Source organism: Bacteroides gallinaceum, from assembly GCF_030373775.1.
GTDB classification, from domain to species: Bacteria; Bacteroidota; Bacteroidia; order Bacteroidales; family Bacteroidaceae; genus Phocaeicola; species Phocaeicola excrementipullorum.
Genome location: NZ_JAUDEN010000005.1, coordinates 1 through 25,654 on the forward strand (window position 1 = coordinate 1; position 25,654 = coordinate 25,654).

Here is a 25,654-nt window from a genome sequence, read left to right on the forward strand (position 1 = left end):
TTTTTCTTTCGGTCGGGTGAAGGCGGCGTTTCAATTGCTGTCTGTCCGTATCACCCTGAAGCCGACATTGGCATAACTTTGCGAACCATTTCTGGCATCATCAGACTTTTCGCTGCGGCAATCATCCCGCTTGGAATCCCAACTGCCTCCTTTGATTATGTACAGTCCATTGTTATCTGTTGATGAGGTCCATTCCCAGCAGTTGCCCCAAAAGTCAATGCCGCCGCAAGCTCCTTTGCTTTGCGCATAAGCATCTACAGCTGTTAATCCGGATTCTGCATGACCGGAATTCATGGAAACATCCTTGGGCATGTGTCCGGCGGCAAGCACCCATTCTTCTTCGGTAGGCAGGCGATAGTTGTGTCCGCTGTCTTTTGTAGAGAGCCAGTCGCAATAGGCTTCGGCATCTTTGATTGAGATGCCAACGACTGGATAATCGTCTTTCCCTCTGTCATACATAAACCCGGTGTTGAAGCGAGCATATTCGGCATTAGTTACAGGAGTATAACCGATATAAGCATTTCTTGCAGATGCGCCACGCAACACCATCCAAGTATCTTCGGGATTTTCATCTCTGCGGGGATCGATGAAGCGCAGGAATTGCTGCTGTATTCGGATATCGCGGTTCTCCACCATTTCATTCACAATGCCTTGCATGTGTTCTACGATATTATAAGTCCTTGCTTCTCGCTCCAGTTCGCGAAGCTTGTTTTTCTTCCTAGCCACTACTTTATCGTAACGGATGCCCATCCGCTCCAATAATGCCTGCCGGTTGGCTTCGGTCGGCTTTCTTCTGTATTGGATGAATAGCTGGTGCGTTATGGCGTCCATTTTCGGACGTTCTTTCTCGACAAGCGGAGCGTCAGGCTTTTCAAATTCCAGTTCACTTTCCGCCAAATTTTCGGGAGTAATGAATGTTCCCGGTTTTACAATCTGATGGACACCGAAATAATCAGCCACAAGGCCGTCTTTGTAAATGGAAAGCCTGTAACCGCCGTAAAGATCGCAGGGCAAGGTGGAGATGTAATAGTCCTTGTCGGGTGTAAAGCCGGAGGGATCTGAAGCACGGAACGTGATGATAGCGCTTGCGCTTCCTATTTCTTCCATCACAGCATTTCCTTGCGCGTCTACTTTGATGTTCGCTCTGCCTGCCAACGGATTGCCGTCTACGCTTTCCAACTCGATTTTGGTCACACCGGAAAGTCCGATCCTGAACTTGATGCCGCAGCGGAGTCTGGAATCGCCATCATTTCTGTTGTCTTTGTCTGTCTGAACGGACGAAACATTCATTCTATTTTCTTTGGTGTTCTCTTGGGCGGACACAACTGTGGCCGTCACAATGGTCATAGCCATTGCTAAAAATAACTTTCTCATAATTGCAATGAAGTTTTAAGTGTCAGATATTTGGAGCTGTTCTTACAATTCGGAAGCCGACATTGGCATAACCCTGCGAGCCGTCCCTTACTACATCGGATTTCTCACTGCGGCAATCGTCACGGTCGGAATCCCAACTGCCTCCTTTGATGATGTACAAGCCATTGGCATCCACCGATGAAGTCCATTCCCAACAGTTGCCCCAAAAGTCTATGCCGCCGCACGCTCCGGTTGTTTGGCTGTAAGCATCAACCGCTGTCAATCCGTATTCCACATAGCCGGAGTTCATCGAAACATCCTTGGGCATGTGTCCGGCGGCGAGAATCCACTCCTCGTCTGTCGGAAGACGGTATGTGTGCGAGGTGTCCTGCGCCGTGAGCCAGTCGCAATAGGCGGCAGCCTGTGCAATCGGGATGTTCACAGCTGGATAGTTATCTTTCCCTGCATCATAGCTGAAATCAGGATTGAAAACCGCATATTCAGCATTTGTTACAGGAGCATATCCGATGTAGGCGTCCTGTTCCGGCACACCGCGCAGTACCATCCATGCATCATCGGGATTGTCATCGTTTCGAGGGTCAATCAGCCTCAGGAACTGCTGTTCCAGTCGGATGTCGCGGTTTTCAACCATTTCATCCACTATCTCCTGCATCTCGTCAACAAGGTCGGGAGTAAGAGCCTCCCGTTCCAGTTCCCGAAGTTTGGATTTCTTCCGTGCGACAACTTTGTCATAGCGGATTCCCATCTGTTCCATCAAAGCCTCTTTGTTTTCTTCTGTCGGGTTCTGCTGATATTGGCGGAGAAGGGCGGTTGTCGTGGCATCCAGTTCCGGACGTTCTTCCTCCACAAGCGGCGCATCAGGGTCGTCAAACGCCAGTTCGCTTTCCACCAAGTCAATCGGAGTTATATAGGAGGCACGTTCTACTGTCTGATGCACGCCGAAATAATCGGCAGCCAGTCCGTCTTTGTAGATGGATAGCCTGTATCCCTCGTAAAGGTTGCAAGGCAAGGTGGATATGAAATAATCCTTTCCGGGCAGAAAACCGAATTCATCGGGGGCGTTGAACGTAAGGATATAACAGGAGTCGCTCATTTCTGCTACAACTGGAACTCCTTGTTCATCCCATTTAAGTTTGGCTTTGCCTGACAAGGCATAGCCATCAACACTTTCCAATTCCACTTTCGTTACACCAGACATCTGGAAATTCAATTTTATACCGCCACAAACCGATTGAAAACACAGCGACTCGGAAACGGAACAGGCTACTGACACGGCCGCCTCTTCATCAAATCCGACATCCTTAGCCGTCTGAACGGAAGGAACGGATACGGTAACGCTCTCATTGTCGAAAGAAACCATATTACCTGCCGGATAGATGCCGTACAGCGGATTACCATCAACAAAAGGACTTTCCATACCACTTGAAAAGTTTGATATGTTCCCGGATTGCAGCGCTTCGGCGAAAACAGCTTGCCCGTTTTGAAGCAGCAGGATGCTATCGCCTATGCTCCAATTATCATACAATCCATCTATGAAGGTTGCAGTCCAATCCCCAGAAGTTGGTGCTTGGGTATCGGAATATAGGCTATCTCCCAATTCTTCATTGCTATCCGAGCAGGATGCAAGAACAAGCAATGAGATCAGGCAAGATAAAATTTTACTTTTCATGTCTGCTATTTTTCAGTTGCGTGTTTCCGTCTTTCGGCTGCTGCTTCCTCCTGTAATTGCTTGTAAAGCACCTGCTGGTCGGAAGTCAGTACAGCCGCAATGTCTGTTATCAGCTTTTCCATCGCTTCTTTACGCTTTTCTTTGGGATATTTCTGCTTGTAGAAATCGGCGTAAAGGTCACGTATCTGGCTTTTCTGATTGTCTGTCAGCGACAGTTTCTCATCAAGCTTTTGGATGCGCTGTTCGGTGCGCTGCTGCGGTGTCATACGCTGGCGGTTGTTGTCTTGTGCTGAAAGGGTCTGAACCATTGAAACGGCTATCAGCATAGCCATGATTAGCTTTTTCATACGATACAATTTTTAATGTGTGAATAGAATTTTATCGGTTTGTCCTTTTGCTTCGTTTGGAAAGGCGTTCCATCATCTGCCGCTCCAGTTCATAGACACGTTGGATTTGTTTCTGTGTCAGGAACTCGCTGTAGATGCCATAATACTTCTGCCGCAGATCCAGTATCTTCCGGCTGTGGGCGAAGCGTGCTTTCAACACTTGTTCCGTTTCTTCATCGGTCATTTGTCTGTGTGACTGTTTAGGGCGAGGGCCGAGTGCCCATATTTCCCGTTGAAACTGGCAGAAGGTGTCGATAAAACGCTGGCTTGTCGCATCGTCCATCGCCATTTCCTTTGCAATATGCTTGGCCTGTACCTCTGCCAGCTGTTCGCGGGTGAGGCGTTGTCTGCTGTTTTGCGCTGAAGCCATGCCGCAGAAAGTTGTCAGTGCGGCAACCAGCAGCAGTAATCTGATAATACCTTTCATCGTCATTTCTTTTTTATTCGTTCATAAACAAGTCTTCTTGGTAAACCGCAAGCATATAAGCCTGGTCTTCCTGGCTTAAGTTGGCAAAAGCCTGCTCTACTCTTGATAAACTGTCAGTCTGCTCCTTATGTGAAAGCGGGCTGAATACAAGCAGCAAGGCTATGCTTGCAGCTACGGCTCCGGCAAAAATACGCAGGCGGTATGCCTTACGCTTGTGCGTTTGGGAAAGTTCGCCTTGCACTTCTTTCCATATATTCGTTTCCATCTCATCAAGGAAGCCTTCCGGTGTCTTGTAAGGCATGCGCTTCCCAATCTGTCTGAAGTCAAAATCTTTTTCCATATCCTTAGTCTGTGGAGTTCATATACTTTATTATCTTCTCTTTGGCTGTATGGTAATTGGCTTTCACGTTGGCTGCCGTGGAATCTGTGATAGCGGCTATCTCGTCATAACTCATTTCGTCATAATAGCGCAGGTTGAAAGCCAGTTGCTGCTTGGCGGGCAATGACAGGATGGCCTTTTGCAGCTTCACCGCCTCCAGGTCGCTGTAATCCATATATTCGTCAGCCATCAAAGAGCCTGTTCCGGCCTCTGGATCGTCCAAAGAAAGCCGTTCGCTCCGTCTGCGTTCCAATATGCGCAGAGCTTCGTTGGTGGCAATCCGGTAAATCCATGCGCTGAACGAACACTCTCCTTTGAATTGGCTGAAAGAACGGAATACCCGTACAAATGTTTCCTGGGAGGCATCCTGCGCATCGTCGTGCGAAACGACCAATCGGCGGATATGCCAATATACAGCCTCTTTGTATTTCGCCATCAGCAGCCGGAATCCGTTTTCAGCATTCTTTTTCAGTGCTGAAACAATATCCTTGTCATTCAGTGCTGCCATAAGACTCCGATTCGGTCATAGCCAACCATTCTTCAAAGGTCATGCGGTTGCTGTTTTGTTCTGGACTGGCAGTCTGTTCCGCTACAATCACCACCTTGTGACGGTGCGGATGATGGCGGTGAGTCCGTGGAGGTCTATGCACAGCGCATGAACTGAACACCATTGCCATACCTGCCGTCAATGCGAGTGCACTCCATTTTGTATATCCTTTCATTGTATAACCTCGTTTTTTTACTTTTTTAGTGTATATACTTTCTTTTCTCCCCTTATGACAGCCATGATAGGTTTTTCCTTGTCTGCCACGAATGCGTCAAGTTCTGCTTTTGCTGCCACTTTCGACAGTTCGGTCATTTTTGCATATCTCTTTACGGTAAGGTATTCGTGGCTTTTCAGGTAGGCCATTGCCATTCTGAAACGTTCCTTTTGGCTGAAACGGTTGTCAACATGGATGATTATGTCCGGTTTGGCAACTGCCGTCACCACCCGATAAGGGCGTGAGTGCCAACGCCAGTGCTGTGCGTCCGCAGTGCTGCATGCAAGAATAATGACTGCCGCCATTATCGCTGTTTTCAGTTTTCCTGTTGGTTTCATCATATTCAATGTTTAAGTTATACGCTCATGTCGTTTCGTCTGTAAGAGCCTGATAGAATATAGGCTGTCAGCTTATTTGAACTGAGCTTCTGTATAAAAGACCCGGCAACAGGATAAAAGTAAAATTGGCGGTGTAATTTTTTTTGTGAGAAATTGGTGGCTCATCCAGCATTTCGCGTGATGCGGCAGTCATCAGGACATAGTTAAAACGGACTTTCGGCAGCTTTTGTATTCCTCGAAGTATTCCCGGATGTCGGCAACATAATGGATTTTGTCGGGCACGATTTCTATTTCCGATGCACCTGTTACTTCAATGTACCGTTCGTTGGTTTGCACTTGTAACGAAAGAACGGACAATAGGCCGGTTACCATACAAATAGTTCCATTTTCATTCCTTTGGGTTTTAATTATTTGTTCTCAAATCCTTTTACAATGGAGCAGGCATCGATATAGTCCAATGTGTTTATGATTGAATCCTGTATCTGGAGGTCTGATTGATTAAAAAAAGAGCGTATCGTTTTCCCATCCGTTGGCTTTGAACAGAGCGTCCAAAGAATCTTTCTTTTCTTTCAACAGGCTTCTGTATAAAGAGGGTATATCATAATTGTTGGGTGTCGCAATTTGAAATGCCCCGCTTTCCAATCTCATATTCACACGTGGCGCGGTAATTACGGTGTCATTGAGTACGAATCCTATCCGCTTGCCTATAAGCTGCTCCGTTGAGTCTGCCCATGCTTGTAATTTATTCTTGCTCACGCTCCCTGTTATCACTGCCTTTCCGGAGAAATCTTTATCCAGCCGTAAAGCGGCAAATTCCTTTACTGTAACAATCGGAAGGGAGGCGATACTGTCCTTTTGTCCGTCAATGATACGATACCAGCCGTTTTCCCTATGCTTGACTAATTGGGAATGGCTGGAATAGTTAGTGCAACTCAGGCAAACGACACTTGCCAGCATCGCGAATAAGATGATCGTTTTCATTGTATAAGCTCTCCTTTCTTGTTTATATATTGCCATTTATCGCTTGCCCACTCACGGCGTTCTCTGTCTGGCATTTCCTTTTGTTCTCCTGTCAATGTAACCTTTGCTTTGTTTCTTTCAAAAGGAAATGCGAACTTGAATTGAGGCTTAATTACCACATTGCCCAATGAATCGGCAAAGCCTATCAATCCTTTGTCATCCATGATGCGGAAAAGTCCTTCACGGATATAGTCGGGGCCGTTATCATATTTGAACACATAGAACAGTTCTTTGCCTTGATTGTCTATGCAAACAATCCGTGCGTCCTGCTTGTTCCCATATACGAAGCCTATATTCCGTATGGTATCTGTTTGGCAGAATTTGTATTTGCCATATGGCACAATGGTATCGCCTTGCTCGTTCAAATAGCATACAGGAACGCCGACCTCAAGATGCTTTTCAGTTGTATGGGCAATTAGACTGCTTTCCGATGATTTGTCAAGACCGAATATCAATATCCCATCGGGAACTTCCCGACGCCAGATTTTGCCATATTGAGCATCCAGATAATCAAACACTTCTTGATTGTAGGCTGCAAGCATAAAGTTGGGAACACTCAAATAGCAAGCAAGGTGCCCATCCTTTCTTAGCGGGTAAAAACTATCATAGCTGACACCGTATTTTTTCCAAAAAAGGTGATTTCTGACTTCTTTTTCCTTATCTTCGGGGATAATGAGTTTTATATACGGATGTCCTTTTCGGATATTTTCACGTGACAATTCGGGGGAACACTCATATTTTGAAATGTATTCGTAGCACAATGGCAAGACTAAACGCAATGTGTCGGTGTGTTCCGTCAAGACAATAAGCGTATCACATGAATCAAAGCCGACATATTCCGCTTTTAGATGATAGATACCTTTTTCCAGATAGTCTATCCGGAAACTTGCAGTAGAATCAGTAAGCCAACCCTGTTTGGGTAATTCCTCAACAGAAAGGTAAGAGCCTGTCAAAGGTATTGTCATGACATCATAGGGTGGAATTTGCCGGACACATTCACCATACACTTTCCCTATGATAGAATATTTTTCAGGCAATCTTGCAGAATCACATGACAATTCCGTTGCTTTTACTTGTATGACAGCCAAAAGTAACAAAATAGGATATATATGTCTTCTTTTCATAATTTATCATTGTTAGTGGCTCAAAGATAGGAAAAAAGGAATAGTCTGATCAATTATAAGACTATCACTTTCCCTTTAGGTTTAAGCAATTTAACTCTTATAGCCTGAGTTCTTTTCTGCGGCGAGAAAACATCTGCACTTTCATCGGGTAATGAACAGGAACCCCATCTTCTGCTTCAATCCGCTTGGGAACGGTTGTCAGTCCTCAGTCCAACTTCTGTGATTTCCTCCTAACTGCTTAATCTTCAATTTCAAATTTGCATTTCTGCCGAAATCCGTCGGATATTCCACAGATTTTCCGTAAGTTTGTGCTTGTCAATGAAAGACAGTATTAAGGACAAATTTAGATAAGAGATTATGGTTATAAAGACAATTTTAGATACAGATCTGTATAAGTTCACCACCTCGTATGCGTACATCAAGCTTTTCCCTTATGCTATGGGAACCTTTTCTTTTAAGGACAGGGATGAAACCGAATATACCCTCGGGTTTCTGGAGGCCTTGAAGAATGAAATACAGAACCTGAGTCTGGTCGTGCTTCAGGAAAATGAGCTGGAATACATGTGCAAGCATTGCCGTTTCCTGCCGAGAGTATACTGGGAGTGGCTTTCATCATTTCGATTCGATCCGCAGAAGATAGAAGTTTATCTGGATGAAGAAAAACATTTGCATATTGAGGTGACCGATTTTCTTTATAAGGTTACTTTGTATGAAGTGCCGTTGCTGGCTATCGTTTCCGAAATCAAGAATCAGTTCATGAACCGCATACCTGATGATGCGGACTGGATGGTAAGGCTTGCCGAGAAGGTGAAGCTTTCAAACGAAAACAAGATGCTCTTTTCTGAATTTGGAACGAGGAGGCGGTTCTCTTTTGATGTGCAGGACAAAGTTGTTGCCTATCTGAAAAAGAATGCCCGGTATTGCACGGGAACCTCCAATTGTTATCTGGCGATGAAATACAGTATGCTGCCGATGGGTACCCATCCGCACGAATGGTTCATGTTTCATGGGGCCCAGTTCGGGTACAAGCACGCCAATTATATGGCGCTTGAGAATTGGGTGAACGTGTATGACGGCGATCTGGGAACCGCTTTGTCTGACACTTATACGTCTGATTCGTTCTTGAGCAATTTCAGCCGGAAGCAGGCCAAGCTGTTTGACGGGGTGAGATGTGACTCTGGGAATGAATATGAGTTCATCGACAGGCTGATAGCCCGCTATAAGGAACTGGGAATTGATCCTGCAACCAAGACCATAATCTTTAGCAACGCCCTTGACTTTGAAAAGGCTTTGCATATATTCAACTATTGTTCGGGGAAAATCAGATGTTCTTTTGGCATCGGTACCAATCTGACGAATGACACGGGCTATCGTCCGTCGAATATTGTGATGAAGCTTTCGCGCTGCAAGATGAATGTCAATCAGGAGTGGAGGGAATGCGTGAAGCTTTCTGATGATATGGGAAAACACATGGGAAGCATGACAGAAGTGGAAGCCTGCCTGCACGAGCTGCGCATTTCATAGTAAAAAAACGAAGGCACTGCAAATGGTTTGCAGCACCTTCGTCATATAGGAAAAAATGAATGTTTATTGTGCCGTGATGGATATCACATGGCTCCGGGTCTGTGCAAATCCGAATACGTCCAGACCCACTTTCATCAGATAATCACCCGAAAGCACCTTTCCATTGGCTTTCAGAGTTGATGCGGTATGCGGCATCAGATTGATTTCTTCTATCTTGTACATGGCGTCAGGATTGAGCCCCTGCAGTTTTACGGCCATCAGTTTCTCCTGGAAGCGCGGATGAATGTCGTAGGCAAAAAGAATGGCCTGACTTTTGTCCTTGCTTACATAGTTTACAGCCATGTGGTTGCTTTCGTAAGGAGATACAAGGCGGTATTGCGTTCCGTCCATGATGGCGGGCTGGAAGTGTTTCCAGTTGGCCACAGCCTCCTGGCAGTATGTCAGCTCGTCTTTGCTCAAATCTTTCAGTCCCAGGTCGAATCCCAGTTTGCACATTGACGCGACATCAGTGCGGAACTTTATGGATGTATTTCTGTTCCAGCTTGTTACATGCGCGCACATAGCCTTTGCCGGGAAGAACTGCGAGAATCCCCATTGGATGAATATTCTTTCAACCGGATCCGTATTGTCGCTGCACCAGAATTCGGTGAAATATTTGAGAGCCTCATAGTCGCAGCGCGCGCCGCCTCCCGAGCAGAGCATCATCGGGATGTCCGGATGGTTTTCCTTTACGCGTTTCATCACATTATATACACCGCGCACGTGGTCGATATACAGTTGCCCTTGTTTGTCTTTCAGATACGGCGAGTAGATGTTTGTAATCGGGCTGTTGCAGTCCCATTTGAAATAGGCCACTTCGGGGTTTTCTTTCAGAATGTTGTCGACTACACTGTAAACGTAATCCTGCACTTTGGGGTTGCTCAGGTCAAGCACCAATTGGTTGCGATAGAAATACATGTCACGGTTTGGGTAGTGGATGGCCCAGTCGGGATGCTTCTCGAACAGCTCGCTCTTCGGGTTGACCATCTCAGGCTCGATCCAGATGCCGAACTTCACTCCGGCTTCCTTAGCCGCGTCTGTCAATGCTTTGATGCCTCCGGGAAGTTTGTCATGAGTCACTTCCCAGTCACCCAAGCCTGCATGGTCATTTTTGCGCGGATATTTGTTTCCGAACCATCCGTCATCAAGCAGGAACATGTCCACGCCCAAGTGCTTTGCTTCTTTCATCAGTCCTGCAAGAATTTCCTGATTGAAGTTGAAAGCCGTATTTTCCCAGTTGTTCAGCAGGGTCATCCGGCTTCCTTTGCCGTCTTTCAGTTGATAGTTTCTTGCCCAGGCCTGGAGGTTGCGGCTTCCCGCACCGGTACCTTCGTGGCTTAATGTGAAGATGAATTCCGGAGTGGTGAACACTTCGTCGGCTTTCAGTTCATATCTTGAAGCATACGGATTAATTGCAGGGATTATGCGGAGGTTGCCTGCATTGTCTACTTCAAAAGTGAAGCGGAAGTTGCCGGTCCATCCGAGGGTGCCCATCAGCACATCTCCTTTCTGCTCGTCGGCCGGCTGGTCGAGTCCAACCTCAAAGAAAGGCTGCATGTGCATGGCGGCACGGCTTCCCAGCTTTGTGTCGAGGATTTTCTTTCCCGGCTGCAACTGCTGGGTGCTCATCTGCATTTCCTTTGCCCAGTCGCCGCTGAACTCTGTCAGATAATATGCCGTGCGGTTGAAATAAAGCATGGTTGAAGCGTATCTTGAAAGATACACCGGCTTTTTCTCCTGATGCTTGATTTCGCTCCATGTCTTGATGACATTCTCTTTGGGATAGGCCACGTAGTGCAGTGTCACGTCCACCGGATATTTGTCATCGCGCAGGTTGATGGTGGTTTGTGTTCCGCCCTCCACCTGCTGCGTCGACGAAGATACATAGTAAAGATAAGTAGACGGATTCCCGTCGCTGTGTGTGACGGCTATTGCCGGTTCGAAATAGTCTTCATTGCCCGAACCACTGTACACTTCCCATCCTCTTGGGGTGACGCTGCCGTCAGAACCTGCATGAATGTTCCATGGAAGGTTTTTCAGGTCGTTCTCATGCAGCAACTTCTCTCCGAAGTAAGATTGGTAGAGACGTCCGTTGGGAGCCACTTGCAGGACCAGATCCGTGTTGTCTGTAGAGATACGGATGATTTTTTGTTCGGCTGCGTCTACCTGCGTGAGGCTCATGCAGGCCAATGCTGTTGCCAATAATACTTTTTTCATGGTTTTGTTTATTAGTTGTTGTTTAATGTGAGAGTTTATCTCTCTGTTTCAAAATTTGATGCTTGCACTGAATTCAATCGTGAACGGGCGGAGGTAAGTCCCGCTCATATACGTGTTGTTGAACTGAGCCGCTTCCTCTTTCGATATAAGTTCCGAGCCGCTGATTGTACCGCTTGCGCCTTTTTGGTTCAGGAAGTTGATTACACCTACTCCCAGCGAGAGGTGTTTGTTCACGTTCCAGTTCACACCGCCGAAAGTTTCCCAGCGTCCGTTGAAATAGAGCGCATCGGTAAGATTCGCGTATGTCTTCCCAAAGTAACGAAAACTTAGCCAAACACGCAAGTCATCCGTAATATTGTAGCTTGGGTCGAGTTCCAGCAGGATTTGCGGAATTTCCTTTACGATGTTTCCGTTGGCGTTCAGTGTTTGGGTAGAGCCGTCGTTGAAGGTGACGGTCGCTTCGTAGTTGTTGTAGACCGGCTTCTGGTAGGTGAACAGCGCATGCAGATGGAATCCCTTGAAAGGGTCAATTTCAGCGGATGTAGTCCATCCCAAAGTTTGGATGTCGTAAATCAGCAGCGTAGTCTTCGATTCGGTCGTTCCTGGTTTGGTGATGTTCTGCTGGTCTATGTTGTTTGACTTGGCGATGTATGTGACCATCGAAGTCAGGTCAATCCAGTTGTTTTTGTAGAAGAGTCCGCCGCGTACCAGCGGAATGGTCACCCGGTTGTACTGATCTTCCGTTGGTCCTGTTCCGGCATATTCGTTGATGCGCGGGAATCGGGTTGCGATGGTTCCGTCGGCTGTGATGCCGAACTCTTTTGTCATGTTGTATGTAATGCGTGCTGTGGCTGCATAATTCAGTTTGTCTTTCACTACCTTGTGTGGAGCGATGGTTTCCGTATAAGTCGATCCGTCTGCATTGCTATAGGTATGTACATCTCCGATGTGGAAGCCGGGATAGCGTGTATAGGGAATCTGGTCGGCTGACATGCGGTAGTATTCCAGACGCCCTCCATAATACAGGTTCAGATTCGGAGCTATCTGCCAGTTGTCTGTCAGATAGAGTGCCAGCTTGTTTTCATACCCGACCGTGTATTCCGGACTCAGTTCGTTGAAGCCGCGGAATTTCTTTCCGTCAGGTCCTGTAAGTATCTCAGGGTATTCCTGTACGGAACCTATCCATTGGAATGAAGACGAGTGGTAGTCCAGATGGTAATACCATTCGTTCAGTCCCAGACGGAGTCCGTGACGTCCGAATTGCTTTTGAAGTTCGGAAGTGGCAAGGAAGTTCTGTACCTTTCCAGCGTGTAGCCATGTGCGTCTGCCTTCCACCAACCCTTCAAATGGATTTCCATCTCCGTCAATATATCCGTCTGTTGCTGTGATTCTGGAAATTGTACTTCCGCCGAAGTCCACGTAGTTCGCTTCCGGAGCGTTCATATATTTCATGTTCAGCGTCCATCTCATGCCGTTGTCGCAAGCATAGTCCGTGAGTAGTGCAACCTCGTGCGAGCGGTTATGCGTAAGATCTTTCAGGTTTGCTTTTTTCATTTGTCCGTCCATGATATCCATATATTCGATATCTCCGTTCTTGGGTCCGTATGAAGTGGTCCCTAGAGGAAATCCCGGAAGCTCCTTTACCGATCCATCTCCTGTATAGATGAACGGGGCTTGGTTGAAGAAGTTCCCTGGATTCCGGCTGTTCGCATATTTGTACATCAAGGTAATCTTGCCTTTGTTGTTATTGAAGAGCCGTGTAAGTCCGGCATGGTAAAGCTGTGTCCGGTCGGAATATTCATCGATTTTCAAGTCGAAACTTCCCGGGTCGAAATTTTGGTATGCGCTTGCAGTATACAGCCACTTGTCACCGATTCCGCCCGATACATTTAGGTCGAACTGCTGCATCCCGAAATGGTTGGCACGGTAATTCAGTATTCCTTTAAATTCCTTTTGTCCGAGTTTGCTGAAGGAGTTGACTGAGTAGGCAATGTTTCCTGTCATGATAGCCGATTCAGAAGGAGTGAGCAGTCCCACCTCTCCCAAGCTTGCATCGCTTCTCCAATGGGCAGCCAGTCTGTGTACCGCAGAAGAATATACGGCAGGTAGTCCGTTTTCATATACATTGACATCTTCGCTAGGCAGTCCTATCTGGATTTCACGAGGCTTGTTTGCGTCCGAAGCATTCAGCATTACGTTCCGTTCGCTTCCTTCCGGCTTCTGTGAGGTTTCTGTCTTGAGTGAATCTTGTTGCAAGTGGATGTGTTTTGCCTGCTTCGCATCTGCCTGTTGTGTTAGGGCAGGAAGGAAGGACGCCATTGCAAGGTAAAAGAATTTAGGCTTCATATCAATAATGGTTTAATAGGTTGTGTACAAATATGCTGCTTGTGTTTCCGGCTTCTATCTGCCAGTTTTGGATGATGCAAAAATAGTCTGCATATCGCTTTGTGTGGTATTCGGGTAGTTATCAGGTAGATTGGTATTAGTATGTTTAATTCTTAAAATGTTGTAATGCAGTATATTGCTTGTTTTATGTATATAGGTTTAAGTAGATGGGAGCGCAGATTTTCCAGTGCATGTTTCGGGCTTTGGAGTTTCTTTTTGTTTTGTTTGTGCGGATGTCTTTTTCCGGATATTGCGCAAAGTTTATGTCCCAAATGGCAGGAATATACGTTCCAGTATTTGGAATATAAACTTTACGGTTATGGGCATGAATCTCTGACAGGTTGTTCTGAATGTATACTTTTTTATCTCGTTTTCTTTCTTTATATTTGCAGAAACACATTAAGTGAAGATTATGGCGAAGAAGGTTGTGATTGCGGTAATGCTGTGGTTGGTCGGATTCTCTTTGCGTGCGGGCAATTTGGACACATTGTACCGGCGTTTGGAATATGCGCTGGAACACCGGGCGGATTATATGAGAGAGAAGGAGGAGAAAATCGGACGCTTGAAGCGGCTGGTGCATGAAGCTCGCTCTTCGGATGAGTCTTTCCGCCTGTATGATTCCATCTATCATGAGTATTATATCTATAAGTTTGATTCGGCCATGGTCTGTGTTGACAAGGCGGAAAGGCTGGCCATGAAGCGTGGCAACGTCTACTATCAGAATCTTTTTCGTGTTTACCGGGCTTATCTCCTTTCCACAACCGGCTATTTCAGCGAAGCCGTCGCTGCTCTTTCTGCGGTCGACCGTTCGGTCTTCGACCCGAAGCTGCGCAAAGAATACTATCAGGCCTGCCAATGGGCATATAATGTGTGGGCGGAATATTCGGACGACAACATCTATGCACCCCGTTACAGGGAGAAGTTCTTGGCTTATTCGGATTCCTTGCTTGCCGTGATCGAGCCAGACAGCAGGGAGTACTTTTACCGGAAAGCCGAAAGGGAAGGCCTTGGCGGGGACTTTGACTGGAAGAAGGCGGAAGTGGATTATTTGAAAGCCCTAGAGGGGCTTCACGTAAGCACCCGGCTTTATGCCTGTGCCACGTGCGGTCTTGCGCTCGTCTATAAGAAGATGGGCAGATATGAAGACTATGAGAAGTATTTGATATTGTCTGCCATATCCGACCAGATCTGTCCACTGAAGGAAAACCTTTCGATGCAGGAGCTTGCTTTACACATATTCAAGACCCGTGAAGCGGACGTGGCTTTGGCAAACCGCTATCTTGGCTATTCGCTGGAGGATGCGATATTCTACAACAATCGTCTTCGCCTGCTCGAAATAGCCAAGAAGTTTCCTTCCATTGTCATGGCCTATCAGCAGCAGAACAAGGAGAAGAGCCGGCGTTTGGCGCTTACCGTTTCTTTTGTCAGCATCCTTTCCGTCGGGCTGCTTCTGTCGTTGCTGTACATATGCAAGCAGATGCGCCAGTTGCGTCTCCGCAGGGAAGAGCTTGCTGCGGTCAATCGGGAGTTGAAGCAGCTGAACAGGAAGCTTGTCAACACCAACCATATTCGCGAAGAATATGTCAGTTTGTTCCTTGATCTGTGCGCGGCCTATATTGACAAGTTGGGCAAATACCAGGATTTGGTGAAGCGCAAGGTGAAAGCTCGTCAGATTGACGACCTGCTGAAGATCGTCAATTCTTCCAAAATGTCCGAACCGGACGCAAAGGAATTTTTCGTCAATTTCGACACGGCGTTTCTGGCCATTTATCCCCAGTTCATTGAAGAGTTCAATGCGCTTCTGCGCGAGGATGAGCGGATTATTCCCAAGAAAGGAGAGATTCTGAATACCGAACTCCGCATTTTCGCTCTGGTCCGGATAGGCATCAAGGACAGTTCCAAGATTGCGACTCTGCTGTTCTATTCTCCGCAGACTATTTATAATTACCGGAGTGCGGTGAAGAGCAAGGCGATTGTGCGCGATGATTTTGAAAAGCAGGTGGAAGCGTTATGCGCCCTCATCTGATAGCATTCTGTCAGTGATATGGGGATTATTTGAATAGAAAGTCTGTTAAGAACTTTCGCTTGTGATAAATTATAATTTTTGCCGACTAAAAAATTACTGTTTTATTTTGCCGTTTCAAAAAAAGATATACCTTTGCATCCGAAAATAAAAATAGAAACATGAGTACATTGTTTATCCATATTCTGCTATGCGGTCTGATTATTATTCTATTGGAAAAGCCAATGGGAAGTGGGTCGCGTGCGTAATATGGCAGACAAAATGATACAAAGCCTTTCTCACTTCCATGTGCGAAAGGCTTTTTGCTTGATATGAGGAACCTAACAATATTAAAAACAACAGACTTATGAGCGAAAGATTGTTTATTTTTGACACGACATTGCGCGACGGAGAACAGGTGCCCGGCTGTCAGTTGAATACGGTTGAGAAAATTCAGGTGGCCAAACAGCTGGAGGCTTTGGGAGTCGATGTGATAGAGGCTGGCTTCCCGGTTTCAAGTCCCGGTGACTTCAATTCTGTCATTGAAATTTCGAAGGCGGTGACATGGCCCACCATTTGTGCGCTGACACGTGCGGTTGAAAAGGATATCGATGTGGCGGCCGAAGCCTTGAAGTATGCCAAACATAAGCGTATCCATACGGGTATCGGCACTTCAGACCCGCACATCAAATACAAGTTCAATTCTACGCGTGAGGAGATTATCGAGCGGGCCGTTGCCGCGGTGAAGTATGCCCGCCGCTATGTGGATGATGTGGAGTTTTATGCTGAGGATGCCGGACGGACCGACAATGAATACCTGGCCCGTGTGGTTGAGGCGGTCATTAAGGCCGGAGCTACCGTGGTCAATATTCCCGACACCACCGGATATTGCCTGCCGGATGAATACGGAGCAAAAATAAAGTACCTTGTTGACCATGTGGACGGCATTGACAAGGCAATCCTGTCGACTCATTGCCACAACGATCTTGGCATGGCCACAGCAAACACCGTCAGCGGTGTATTGAACGGTGCGCGGCAGGTGGAGGTAACGATAAACGGCATCGGAGAGCGTGCCGGAAACACGGCTCTTGAAGAAGTGGCCATGATTCTGCGCTGCCATAAGCATCTGAATATCGACACGAACATCAATACGCAGAAAATCTATCCTACAAGCCGCATGGTTTCGAGCCTGATGAACATGCCGGTGCAGCCCAACAAGGCGATTGTGGGCCGCAATGCCTTTGCCCATTCTTCGGGCATCCACCAGGACGGCGTGCTGAAGAATGTGCAGACATACGAAATCATCAATCCGAAAGATGTGGGCATCGACGACAATGCGATCGTGCTGACTGCCCGAAGCGGACGTGCGGCGTTGAAGCACCGTTTGCATGTATTGGGCGTGGAGATGAGCCAGGAGAAGCTGGACAAGGTTTACGAGGACTTCTTGAAGCTGGCCGACAAGAAGAAAGACATTACGGACGACGACATCCTTGTTCTGGCAGGTGCCGACCGCAATGTAAACCATCATATCAAACTGGAATATCTGCAGGTGACGAGCGGTGTGGGCGTGCGTTCGGTGGCCAGCCTGGGGCTCAACATCAGCGGCGAGCATTTTGAAGCGGCTGCCACAGGAAACGGTCCCGTTGACGCTGCCATCAAGGCGGTCAAGCAGATTATCCGCCGCCAGATGACATTGAAGGAGTTTACCATCCAGGCCATCAGCAAGGGAAGCGACGATGTAGGAAAGGTTCACATGCAGGTGGAATACGACGGACAGATGTATTATGGCTTCGGAGCGAACACCGACATCATTGCCGCTTCGGTAGAGGCTTATATCGATTGTATCAATAAATTCAGAAAATAACAGTTTTAGATTCATGAATACCTTATTCGACAAAATATGGGATGCACATGTGGTGCAGAAGGTAGATGACGGACCTACTCAGTTGTATATCGACCGTCTTTATTGCCACGAAGTAACCAGTCCGCAGGCTTTTGCAGGGATGCGGGCGAGAGGCCTGAAATGTTTCCGTCCCGAACGCATCTATTGCATGCCGGACCACAATACGCCGACCCACGATCAGGACAAGCCCATTGAAGACCCGGTTTCAAAGGCGCAGGTGGATGCGCTGGAAAAGAACGCGGCGGACTTCGGCCTGACTCACTTCGGGATGATGGACAAGCGGAACGGAATCATTCATGTGGTAGGTCCGGAGAGAGGGCTTACGTTGCCGGGAATGACAATCGTCTGCGGCGACTCGCATACTTCCACACACGGTGCAATGGGAGCGGTGGCTTTCGGAATCGGCACCAGTGAGGTCGAGATGGTGATGGCTTCGCAATGCATTCTCCAGTCCCGCCCGAAAACGATGCGCATCACGATCGACGGCAAGCTGGGCAAAGGGGTTACGGCCAAGGATGTTGCGCTGTACATGATGTCGAAAATGACAACGAGCGGTGCCACAGGCTATTTCGTGGAATATGCCGGTGAAGCAATCCGCAGCCTGACGATGGAAGGCCGCCTTACGTTATGCAACCTGTCGATCGAGATGGGGGCGCGCGGAGGCATGATTGCGCCTGACGAGGTGACTTTTGAGTACATCAAGGGACGTGAGTATGCTCCCAAAGGTGAAGACTGGGAGAAGGCGCTGGCTTATTGGAAGACGCTGAAGAGCGATGATGATGCCGTATTCGACAAGGAGGTGCGCTATGATGCGGCCGACATACAGCCGATGATTACCTACGGAACAAATCCGGGAATGGGCATGGCGATCACCGACTGCATCCCGACGACGGAAGGAATGGCCGATGTTGAAAAGGCTTCTTTTGAGAAGTCGTTGGGCTATATGGGATTCGCTCCGGGAGAATCTTTGCTCGGGAAAAAGGTGGACTATGTTTTTCTCGGTGCCTGCACGAACGGGCGCATCGAGGATTTCCGTGCCTTCGCTTCGATAGTCAAAGGGCGGAAAAAGGCCGGCAACATCACTGCATGGCTGGTTCCCGGCTCGTGGATGGTTGACGGACAGATTCGCGAGGAGGGGCTCGATAAGGTGCTGGAGGAGGCGGGCTTTGAAATCCGCCAGCCGGGATGTTCGGCTTGTCTGGCAATGAACGACGACAAGATTCCTGCCGGGAAATATGCCGTGTCTACCAGCAACCGCAATTTTGAAGGACGTCAGGGACCGGGGTCGCGGACGTTGCTTGCCAGTCCGCTGACGGCCGCCGCCGCTGCCGTGACCGGTGTGATTACTGACCCGAGAACATTAATGTAACAGCATATTAACCATGAAACAGAAATTCAATATAATAGTCAGCACGTGTGTTCCGCTGCCCTTGGAGAATGTGGACACTGACCAGATTATTCCTGCCCGCTTCCTGAAAGCGACAACCCGTGAAGAAAAATTTTTCGGCGACAATCTTTTTCGCGACTGGAGATACAATCCGGACGGTTCGCTGAACAAGGATTTTGTGCTGAACAATCCGGCTTACGGCGGTCAGATTCTGGTGGCCGGAAAGAACTTCGGAAGCGGATCCAGCCGTGAACATGCGGCATGGGCCATTGCCGGATATGGCTTCCGTGTGGTGGTGTCCAGCTTTTTCGCAGATATCCACAAGAACAACGAACTGAATAATTTTGTGCTTCCGGTGGTGGTGAGCGAAGGCTTCTTGAAAGAGCTTTTCGATTCCATCTATGCCGACCCGAAGACGGAGGTGGAAGTCAATCTTCCGGCGCAGACCATTACAAACAGAGCTACAGGCAAGTCGGAAACTTTCGAAATCAACGCATATAAGAAACATTGCCTGCTGAACGGGCTTGACGACATTGATTTCCTGGTTGGAAACAAGGATAAGATCGAGGCTTTCGAACATGCGCGCGGCTGAGCAGGTTTAAAAACAAAACGAACGAGATTATGGAGAATCATCCGAAAATAGAAATCATGGATACAACCTTGCGCGACGGAGAGCAGACTTCGGGCGTTTCGTTTGTGCCTCATGAAAAGCTGATGATAGCCCGGCTGCTTCTTGAGGATCTGAAAGTGGACCGGATTGAAGTGGCTTCGGCCCGTGTGTCGGATGGAGAGTTCAATGCGGTCAGGATGATTTGCGATTGGGCCGCGCGCAGAGGAATGTTGCACAAGGTGGAAGTGCTGGGGTTTGTTGACGGGCACGTTTCGGTCGATTGGGTTCGCCAGGCCGGAGGAAAGGTCATCAACCTGCTTACGAAGGGTTCGGAGAAGCATTGCCGTTTTCAGTTGAAGAAGACGCTTGCCGAACATCTTGATGATATCCGTCAGGTGGTGGACTATGCGCATGAACAGGACATGGATGTGAACGTTTATCTGGAAGACTGGAGCAACGGGATAAAAGATTCGCCCGACTATGTATTCGGACTGATGGACGGACTGATAGGGAGCAACATCAAACGCTTTATGCTTCCCGATACGTTGGGTATATTGAACCCGCTTCAGGTAATCGAGTTCATGCGGAAGATGAGGAAACGTTATCCTGACGTTCATCTGGATTTTCATGCGCACAACGACTACGATCTGGCGGTGAGCAATGTGCTGGCGGCTGTCCTGAGCGGAGTGAAGGGACTTCATACCACAATCAACGGCTTGGGCGAGCGTGCAGGAAACGCTCCTCTTGCCAGCGTGCAGGCGATTCTGAAGGATCATTTCCATGCCGTCACCAATATTGACGAAAGCCGCCTGAATGAGGTGAGCCGGGTAGTGGAGTCTTATTCGGGAGTCGTGATTCCTCCCAACAAGCCCATTGTGGGGGATAGCGTGTTTACGCAGGTGGCGGGTGTGCATGCCGACGGTGACAACAAGAACAACCTGTATTGCAACGATCTGCTTCCCGAACGTTTCGGGCGTGTCAGGGAGTATGCTTTGGGCAAAAATTCCGGCAAGGCGAATATCCGCAAGAATCTGGAAAGCCTCGGTCTGGAGCTTGACGAAGAGTCCATGAAAAAGGTGACCCGGCGGATTATAGAGCTGGGCGACCGGAAAGAGGTGGTCACTCAAGAAGACCTGCCTTATATCATCAGCGATGTGCTGAAGCATGACAGCGACAAGAATAAGGTGCGCTTGCTGAGCTATTTTGTAACGTTGGCTCAGGGGCTGAAGCCGATGGCCACGTTGAGTATCGAGATAGACGGCAAAACTTATCAGGAAAGTTCTTCCGGCGACGGACAGTATGATGCCTTTGTCCGGGCCCTGAGAAAGATCTATAAGGGAACGTTGGGACGTAAATTCCCCATGCTTACCAACTATGCGGTGTCCATTCCTCCGGGCGGGCGTACGGATGCTTTCGTGCAGACGGTCATCACGTGGAATAGCGAAGGACACGAGTTCCGCACGCGAGGACTTGATGCCGACCAGACAGAGGCGGCAATCAAGGCCACTATCAAGATGCTGAACATGATTGAAAATGATTTTGAATAACTTTTAAACGAAACTTGAACATGAATTTTAGAATTGCAGTATTGGCTGGCGACGGTATCGGCCCGGAAATATCGGTGCAGGGAGTGAATGTAATGACGGCCGTTTGTGAGAAATTCGGCCATACGGTAGTGTATAAGGATGCGCTGTGCGGAGCGCATGCCATCGACGAGGTGGGCGATCCTTTCCCGGAGGAAACATACAGGATCTGCAGGGAGGCGGACGCTGTGCTGTTTTCTGCGGTGGGCGATCCGAGATTTGACAATGACCCTACGGCAAAAGTCCGTCCGGAACAGGGGCTTCTGGCCATGCGCAAGAAACTGGGACTGTTTGCCAATATCCGTCCCGTGCAGACTTTCAAATGCCTGCTTCACAAGTCGCCTCTCCGTGCAGAACTGGTGGAAGGCGCTGATTTCCTTTGCATCCGCGAGCTGACCGGCGGAATGTATTTCGGCGAAAAGTATCAGGACAACGACAAGGCGTATGATACGAACATGTATACCCGTCCGGAAATAGAGCGTATCCTGAAAGTGGGTTTTGAATATGCCATGAAGCGCCGCAAGCATCTCACGGTGGTCGACAAGGCGAATGTGCTGGCTTCGTCCCGCCTGTGGAGGCAGATAGCACAGGAAATGGCTCCCGGTTATCCGGAAGTGACAACCGACTATATGTATGTGGACAACGCGGCTATGCGCATGATTCAGGAGCCTACTTTCTTTGACGTGATGGTGACAGAAAATACATTCGGTGATATCCTGACAGACGAAGGTTCCTGCATCAGCGGTTCGATGGGACTTCTGCCGTCTGCGTCTACAGGTGAAAGCACACCGGTTTTTGAGCCGATCCACGGTTCGTGGCCGCAGGCGAAAGGGCTGAATATCGCCAATCCGCTTGCCCAGATTCTTTCTGTCGCTATGCTGTTCGAGCATTTCGACTTGAAGGAAGAGGGAGCGTTGATACGGAAAGCTGTCGACGCTTCGCTTGACGCCAATGTCCGCACTCCCGAGATACAGGTAGAAGGGGGGGCGAAGTACGGCACGAAGGAAGTGGGCGAATGGATCGTTGACTATATCAGGAGGGCGTAATTCCTTACGTCTTTTCGCGTCGGATAAGATACAGAATGGCATCCCCGTTTTATTCTGAAAAAGGATAAAAAGCGGGTGCCGTTTTTTTGTTTTGTAATATAAAAAGTTATCAGAAAGACTTTTGTGCCCGCTTCATTTGTGCATTTCATGAAAGTTTGCTTATTTCGTGGAAAATTTTTTGAATATGAATCGGACAATCAGTTATGTGCGCTTTTGTATAATTCTCTTTTCCCTTTTTCTCTTTGGCGGCCGTTTGTTTGCCCAGTCTTATAACGAAGTGGTTGAAGAAGCGATGGCGTGTGTAAAAAAAGACAGCCTGGCGCAGGCTGAGGCTCTTTTTCAGGAGGCATTGAAAATGGATCCGTCAAACGCGCGTAACGCTCTGCTGTTCTCTAACCTGGGGACTGTTCAGAAGCGTTTGGGAAAGGCGGATGAAGCCATCCAGTCGTATACGATGGCGTTGAACATCATACCCTATTCCACTTCCATGCTTTTGAACCGGGCTGCTCTGTATCTGGAAGAGAATCTTACCGATAAGGCATACGTGGACTATTGCAATGTCATCGATCTCCTGCCCGAAAATATCGAAGCGCGCCTGTTCCGTGCATACATCTATATGCAGAAGCGGCAGTATCAGGAAGCGCGCATTGATTATAATGTGGTCTTGGACAAGGACGCGAAGAACCGGACCGCACTTCTGGGAATGGTTGTGCTCGATGAAAAGGAGGGAAGGTATATTTCGGCCATCAACCGGCTGAACCTGCTTATACAGAATACTCCCGATGACGTGGCACTTTATAAGATGCGTGCCAATCTGGAATGGGAGCAGCAGCATTGGGATATGGCCATGCTCGATCTGGAAAAGGCGATGAAGCTTGCTCCCCGTGATGTGGAGATCCGGCTGATGCGTGGTGACATTTATCTGGAAATGAACAGAAAAGAAAAGGCTAAAGAGGCTTATGAAGAGGCGGTTGCACTGGGGGCTTCGCAGGCGGAAGTGCATTTGCGCCTGGAAAAATGCAGATGATACAAATTTTAAAAAAACTTCATCTTAATTTGTGCTTTTTAAATTTTTTGTTATCTTTGCTGCATAAAGAAGTGTAAAGTATGAAACTACGTTTACTCGTGAAGTTGGGTGTAGCACTTTCCGTCATTTTATTCTGCATCGGAATCGGCTTTTACGGATTTGCCAGACTGAGTGTGGCTGACAAGAATCAGGGGGCTGATTTGCTTGAGTATGTTCCGGCTGATTGTTATGGCCTTTTTGAAATAGACAATATAGACTTTTTCTTGCACGGATTTTCTGATATGGCCTATGCCGCCCAGCTGGATACGCTGCATCGGACGGGGCTTGTGGCTGATGTGCTGAACGATCTGAACAATTACTCTTCTTCTGCCGCGCATGGGCTGAGCAATCGGATGAACCATCTGCTCGTGAGTTTCCATACTCCCGGCAAACCGGACGTAGTGGCGTATTTTCATGCCGGGAAAGAAGAGAAAAGGCAGCTGGTCGAAGCTGTCCGCCGGAAATACAATGTGAACTTTGTGTCGAAGGAGGAAACTTACAGAGGAGAAAAGATTGAAGTTTTTCCGATGGATCCTGCGCACTACCTGTCTGTGTATGAGGAGGGCGGAGTGCTGGCTGTCAGTTACCAGAAGAATCTGATCGAGCGGGTGATTGACGCGAAAAAAGACGGTGCCTCGCTGCGGAACGATGCGGTGTTTTCTTCCATTCATCAGCCGAAGTCAGTCAATCATCTGACAATTTATGGGCGCACTGCCTCCCTTCCTTTCTTTGTTGACGGACATCCATGCTGGAGCGAGTTTGATGTAAACATGAACAGCGAGGTCTTTTATCTGAGCGGGGCAATGTACATGCCCGATTCCTGCATGCAGACGATAGAGGAGCGGCTGGATAAGGTGCAGCCTGTGGTGGAGAAAGACAGCCTGCTGATTGTTTCCGGGCCGGAGAAAGTTGATTCTTGCATCTCTTCGGTGATAGCCTCGCCTTTCCATTCGTTGTTTGATGAGTGTACGGCAAACCTTTCGCGCGACGCTTCATACATAATGGTTGCCGACATGGACAAGATCGCGAAGCATCCCGAACAGTATGCTTCCTTTCTGCCAGGCTTTCTTTTGCGTCATCCCGACCTTTTCCGGTCATTTATTCTTTCCGTTCAGATAAAAAAGGTAAAGAATCATTTCTCCCATATTTTTGTCTTTACCTATAAGGATTAGTCCGCCCCCGCTTATCTCAGCCTGTTCTTTTGGAAGTGCGGTCCGGCCTTGAAATGGAAGTAGAAGAGAGAAACCACTGTAAGGGCGGCGCCGAAGAGGTAGGCTACCCGGAACGTGGAGATTTCTGCAATGTATCCTCCGGCAAGCATGCCGATTCCCAGGCCTACGTCCCATGATGTCAGGTAAGTGCTTGTGGCTGTTCCGCGCTGGCTGTTTGGAGCAAGGTTCACAAACAAGGTGTTGTAAGCCGGAAACATGGTTCCGAAACCTACTCCAAGCAGAAGTGCGACAAGAAAGAACAGGGCGGTTGCGATGCTGATGTTCCAGTCGACGAGCCATCCGCAAGCGGTCAGGATGAAGTAGCAGAAGCTAACCAGATAAAGTCCGGCTGCTATCACCTGCGTGATCATTCCTTTGTCGACCAGTCTTCCGCTGAACAGGCGGCTGATTGCCATCCCGACAGCCATCAGTGTGAAGAAGAATCCCGTTTCTGCGGTGATTCCAATCTGGCGTGCATACATGGCTACGTAGTTGGTTGTCATTCCGTAGGGAATGGAGAGGAGCAGAAGGCTGAATCCGGCCGGAATACCCTTGAGAAGAATAAAGCGGTCGAGCGAAACCGGAGCGCGCTTTACAGGAGCCTTGTAGGGAGTCTTTACCGCACATGCCGAAAAGAATCCGAGCAGGCATGAGCCGAGCGCATAGCTGAATATGGTGGTATAGGATGCCCCTCCGCTGTGCAGGAAGAGTCCGAACATCGGTCCGATGGACATGGCTATGTTGTTTGCCAGCCCGTAATAGCCCAGTCCTTCGCCTCGTCTGGAAGAAGGCATGATGTCAATCACCACCGTGTTTCCGCCTACGGTGACCATTCCGAACGAGAAGCCGTGAATGACGCGGAATATGATGAATAATGTCAGCATGCCGGCAATCATGTATCCTGCGAAAATCAGCGTAAACGTGAAGTAGGCGAGTAGGTAGAGGGGCTTGCGCGCAAAAGTGTCGAGCAGGTATCCCGAGAATGGGCGGATGCAGAGCGAGGAGATGGTGTAGCACGACAGTACGATTCCGATAGTGGTGTTGGATGCCTGAAAGATTTCCGAAAGATAGAACGGAAGCACCGGAACCAGCAGCCAGAATCCGAAGTAGAGCAGAAAATTGGCTGCCAGGATAAAGCAGTAGCTGGGAGTTGCGAGCCTGTCTTTTTTCATGGCCTGGGAGTTTTTGTTGCGCTATAGAGGC

At 48.3% G+C, this 25,654-nt stretch carries 21 protein-coding genes and 2 pseudogenes; 9 read left to right on the plus strand and 14 right to left on the minus strand.

What is annotated here, in order from left to right:
* Positions 1-30: 30 nt before the first annotated feature.
* From QUW60_RS04145 to QUW60_RS15175, 11 genes and pseudogenes are all read right to left on the minus strand, one after another.
* Positions 31-1,374 carry a formylglycine-generating enzyme family protein gene (locus QUW60_RS04145; protein ID WP_289558642.1) on the minus strand — a complete coding sequence of 448 codons (1,344 nt, stop codon included), beginning with the start codon at positions 1,372-1,374 and terminating at the stop codon, positions 31-33.
* A 22-nt stretch (positions 1,375-1,396) separates the two neighbouring features.
* Complete coding sequence (locus QUW60_RS04150; protein WP_289558644.1) at positions 1,397-2,791, minus strand: formylglycine-generating enzyme family protein; 1,395 nt, start codon at positions 2,789-2,791, stop codon at positions 1,397-1,399.
* A 257-nt stretch (positions 2,792-3,048) separates the two neighbouring features.
* Positions 3,049-3,390 (minus strand): hypothetical protein, encoded by a 342-nt coding sequence (locus tag QUW60_RS04155; protein ID WP_258339279.1) that lies wholly within the window; start codon positions 3,388-3,390, stop codon positions 3,049-3,051.
* Positions 3,391-3,421: 31 nt separating this feature from the next.
* A complete protein-coding gene (locus QUW60_RS04160) occupies positions 3,422-3,856 on the minus strand; it encodes a hypothetical protein (protein ID WP_289558648.1) in 435 nt (144 codons plus the stop codon).
* Between the two features lie 13 nt (positions 3,857-3,869).
* Positions 3,870-4,196: a hypothetical protein gene (locus tag QUW60_RS04165; RefSeq protein ID WP_289558650.1), complete on the minus strand. Its 327-nt coding sequence runs from the start codon at positions 4,194-4,196 to the stop codon at positions 3,870-3,872.
* Positions 4,197-4,200: 4 nt separating this feature from the next.
* Positions 4,201-4,743: an RNA polymerase sigma factor gene (locus QUW60_RS04170; RefSeq protein WP_289558652.1), complete on the minus strand. Its 543-nt coding sequence runs from the start codon at positions 4,741-4,743 to the stop codon at positions 4,201-4,203.
* Complete coding sequence (locus QUW60_RS04175) at positions 4,727-4,957, minus strand: hypothetical protein (RefSeq protein WP_258339276.1); 231 nt, start codon at positions 4,955-4,957, stop codon at positions 4,727-4,729. The genes QUW60_RS04170 and QUW60_RS04175 overlap by 17 nt, the downstream gene beginning before the upstream one ends.
* Before the next feature lie 17 nt (positions 4,958-4,974).
* A complete protein-coding gene (locus QUW60_RS04180; RefSeq protein ID WP_289558654.1) occupies positions 4,975-5,337 on the minus strand; it encodes a hypothetical protein in 363 nt (120 codons plus the stop codon).
* Positions 5,338-5,565: 228 nt separating this feature from the next.
* Positions 5,566-5,706, minus strand: a pseudogene (locus QUW60_RS04185) (SIMPL domain-containing protein); the annotation flags it as partial.
* Between the two features lie 126 nt (positions 5,707-5,832).
* Positions 5,833-6,315: a SecDF P1 head subdomain-containing protein gene (locus QUW60_RS04190; protein ID WP_289558656.1), complete on the minus strand. Its 483-nt coding sequence runs from the start codon at positions 6,313-6,315 to the stop codon at positions 5,833-5,835.
* A pseudogene (locus tag QUW60_RS15175) lies at positions 6,312-7,274 on the minus strand (WG repeat-containing protein); the annotation flags it as partial. The gene QUW60_RS04190 and the pseudogene QUW60_RS15175, both read right to left, overlap by 4 nt.
* 561 nt (positions 7,275-7,835) lie before the next feature.
* On the opposite strand from QUW60_RS15175, the gene pncB reads away from it, so the two are divergent.
* On the plus strand, positions 7,836-9,002 hold the full coding sequence (gene pncB / locus QUW60_RS04200; protein ID WP_258337803.1) for a nicotinate phosphoribosyltransferase: 1,167 nt from the start codon (positions 7,836-7,838) through the stop codon (positions 9,000-9,002).
* A 63-nt stretch (positions 9,003-9,065) separates the two neighbouring features.
* Here pncB and QUW60_RS04205 read toward each other — a convergent pair whose 3' ends face one another.
* Together QUW60_RS04205 and QUW60_RS04210 are read right to left on the minus strand one after the other, a co-directional pair.
* Positions 9,066-11,258, minus strand: a complete 2,193-nt coding sequence (locus QUW60_RS04205; protein WP_289558657.1) for an alpha-galactosidase — start codon at positions 11,256-11,258, stop codon at positions 9,066-9,068.
* Positions 11,259-11,306: 48 nt separating this feature from the next.
* Positions 11,307-13,604 (minus strand): TonB-dependent receptor, encoded by a 2,298-nt coding sequence (locus QUW60_RS04210; protein WP_289558658.1) that lies wholly within the window; start codon positions 13,602-13,604, stop codon positions 11,307-11,309.
* Between the two features lie 451 nt (positions 13,605-14,055).
* Here QUW60_RS04210 and susR point away from each other — a divergent pair, with 451 nt between their 5' ends.
* The 8 genes from susR to QUW60_RS04250 all read left to right on the plus strand — a co-directional run bounded on the left by susR (position 14,056) and on the right by QUW60_RS04250 (position 24,412).
* The gene (susR, locus tag QUW60_RS04215) at positions 14,056-15,669 is read left to right on the plus strand and encodes a SusR family glycan utilization regulator (RefSeq protein WP_289558660.1); all 1,614 of its coding nucleotides are present in this window, start codon (positions 14,056-14,058) and stop codon (positions 15,667-15,669) included.
* Between the two features lie 343 nt (positions 15,670-16,012).
* On the plus strand, positions 16,013-17,509 hold the full coding sequence (locus tag QUW60_RS04220; protein WP_258337800.1) for a 2-isopropylmalate synthase: 1,497 nt from the start codon (positions 16,013-16,015) through the stop codon (positions 17,507-17,509).
* A gap of 13 nt (positions 17,510-17,522) precedes the next feature.
* A complete protein-coding gene (leuC, locus tag QUW60_RS04225; RefSeq protein WP_289558662.1) occupies positions 17,523-18,917 on the plus strand; it encodes a 3-isopropylmalate dehydratase large subunit in 1,395 nt (464 codons plus the stop codon).
* 13 nt (positions 18,918-18,930) lie between these two features.
* A complete protein-coding gene (gene leuD / locus QUW60_RS04230; RefSeq protein ID WP_258337798.1) occupies positions 18,931-19,527 on the plus strand; it encodes a 3-isopropylmalate dehydratase small subunit in 597 nt (198 codons plus the stop codon).
* A gap of 29 nt (positions 19,528-19,556) precedes the next feature.
* A complete protein-coding gene (locus QUW60_RS04235; protein ID WP_289558664.1) occupies positions 19,557-21,092 on the plus strand; it encodes a hydroxymethylglutaryl-CoA lyase-like TIM-barrel protein in 1,536 nt (511 codons plus the stop codon).
* Between the two features lie 20 nt (positions 21,093-21,112).
* Positions 21,113-22,174 carry a 3-isopropylmalate dehydrogenase gene (gene leuB / locus QUW60_RS04240; RefSeq protein WP_258337796.1) on the plus strand — a complete coding sequence of 354 codons (1,062 nt, stop codon included), beginning with the start codon at positions 21,113-21,115 and terminating at the stop codon, positions 22,172-22,174.
* A gap of 184 nt (positions 22,175-22,358) precedes the next feature.
* Positions 22,359-23,201 (plus strand): tetratricopeptide repeat protein, encoded by an 843-nt coding sequence (locus tag QUW60_RS04245; protein ID WP_289558667.1) that lies wholly within the window; start codon positions 22,359-22,361, stop codon positions 23,199-23,201.
* An 80-nt stretch (positions 23,202-23,281) separates the two neighbouring features.
* Complete coding sequence (locus tag QUW60_RS04250) at positions 23,282-24,412, plus strand: hypothetical protein (protein ID WP_289558669.1); 1,131 nt, start codon at positions 23,282-23,284, stop codon at positions 24,410-24,412.
* A gap of 11 nt (positions 24,413-24,423) precedes the next feature.
* Here QUW60_RS04250 and QUW60_RS04255 read toward each other — a convergent pair whose 3' ends face one another.
* Positions 24,424-25,623, minus strand: coding sequence for an MFS transporter (locus QUW60_RS04255; RefSeq protein WP_258337793.1), 1,200 nt, complete (start codon positions 25,621-25,623; stop codon positions 24,424-24,426).
* Positions 25,624-25,654: the final 31 nt, after the last annotated feature.

Bases quoted from the DNA above. Each gene is read 5' to 3' on its own strand.
- QUW60_RS04145 (WP_289558642.1), bottom strand. From the start codon at position 1,374: ATGAGAAAGTTATTTTTAGCAATGGCTATGACCATTGTGACGGCCACA.
- QUW60_RS04150 (WP_289558644.1), bottom strand. From the start codon at position 2,791: ATGGAAAGTCCTTTTGTTGATGGTAATCCGCTGTACGGCATCTATCCG.
- QUW60_RS04155 (WP_258339279.1), bottom strand. From the start codon at position 3,390: ATGAAAAAGCTAATCATGGCTATGCTGATAGCCGTTTCAATGGTTCAG.
- QUW60_RS04160 (WP_289558648.1), bottom strand. From the start codon at position 3,856: ATGAAAGGTATTATCAGATTACTGCTGCTGGTTGCCGCACTGACAACT.
- QUW60_RS04165 (WP_289558650.1), bottom strand. From the start codon at position 4,196: ATGGAAAAAGATTTTGACTTCAGACAGATTGGGAAGCGCATGCCTTAC.
- QUW60_RS04170 (WP_289558652.1), bottom strand. From the start codon at position 4,743: ATGGCAGCACTGAATGACAAGGATATTGTTTCAGCACTGAAAAAGAAT.
- QUW60_RS04175 (WP_258339276.1), bottom strand. From the start codon at position 4,957: ATGAAAGGATATACAAAATGGAGTGCACTCGCATTGACGGCAGGTATG.
- QUW60_RS04180 (WP_289558654.1), bottom strand. From the start codon at position 5,337: ATGATGAAACCAACAGGAAAACTGAAAACAGCGATAATGGCGGCAGTC.
- QUW60_RS04190 (WP_289558656.1), bottom strand. From the start codon at position 6,315: ATGAAAACGATCATCTTATTCGCGATGCTGGCAAGTGTCGTTTGCCTG.
- pncB (WP_258337803.1), top strand. From the start codon at position 7,836: ATGGTTATAAAGACAATTTTAGATACAGATCTGTATAAGTTCACCACC.
- QUW60_RS04205 (WP_289558657.1), bottom strand. From the start codon at position 11,258: ATGAAAAAAGTATTATTGGCAACAGCATTGGCCTGCATGAGCCTCACG.
- QUW60_RS04210 (WP_289558658.1), bottom strand. From the start codon at position 13,604: ATGAAGCCTAAATTCTTTTACCTTGCAATGGCGTCCTTCCTTCCTGCC.
- susR (WP_289558660.1), top strand. From the start codon at position 14,056: ATGGCGAAGAAGGTTGTGATTGCGGTAATGCTGTGGTTGGTCGGATTC.
- QUW60_RS04220 (WP_258337800.1), top strand. From the start codon at position 16,013: ATGAGCGAAAGATTGTTTATTTTTGACACGACATTGCGCGACGGAGAA.
- leuC (WP_289558662.1), top strand. From the start codon at position 17,523: ATGAATACCTTATTCGACAAAATATGGGATGCACATGTGGTGCAGAAG.
- leuD (WP_258337798.1), top strand. From the start codon at position 18,931: ATGAAACAGAAATTCAATATAATAGTCAGCACGTGTGTTCCGCTGCCC.
- QUW60_RS04235 (WP_289558664.1), top strand. From the start codon at position 19,557: ATGGAGAATCATCCGAAAATAGAAATCATGGATACAACCTTGCGCGAC.
- leuB (WP_258337796.1), top strand. From the start codon at position 21,113: ATGAATTTTAGAATTGCAGTATTGGCTGGCGACGGTATCGGCCCGGAA.
- QUW60_RS04245 (WP_289558667.1), top strand. From the start codon at position 22,359: ATGAATCGGACAATCAGTTATGTGCGCTTTTGTATAATTCTCTTTTCC.
- QUW60_RS04250 (WP_289558669.1), top strand. From the start codon at position 23,282: ATGAAACTACGTTTACTCGTGAAGTTGGGTGTAGCACTTTCCGTCATT.
- QUW60_RS04255 (WP_258337793.1), bottom strand. From the start codon at position 25,623: ATGAAAAAAGACAGGCTCGCAACTCCCAGCTACTGCTTTATCCTGGCA.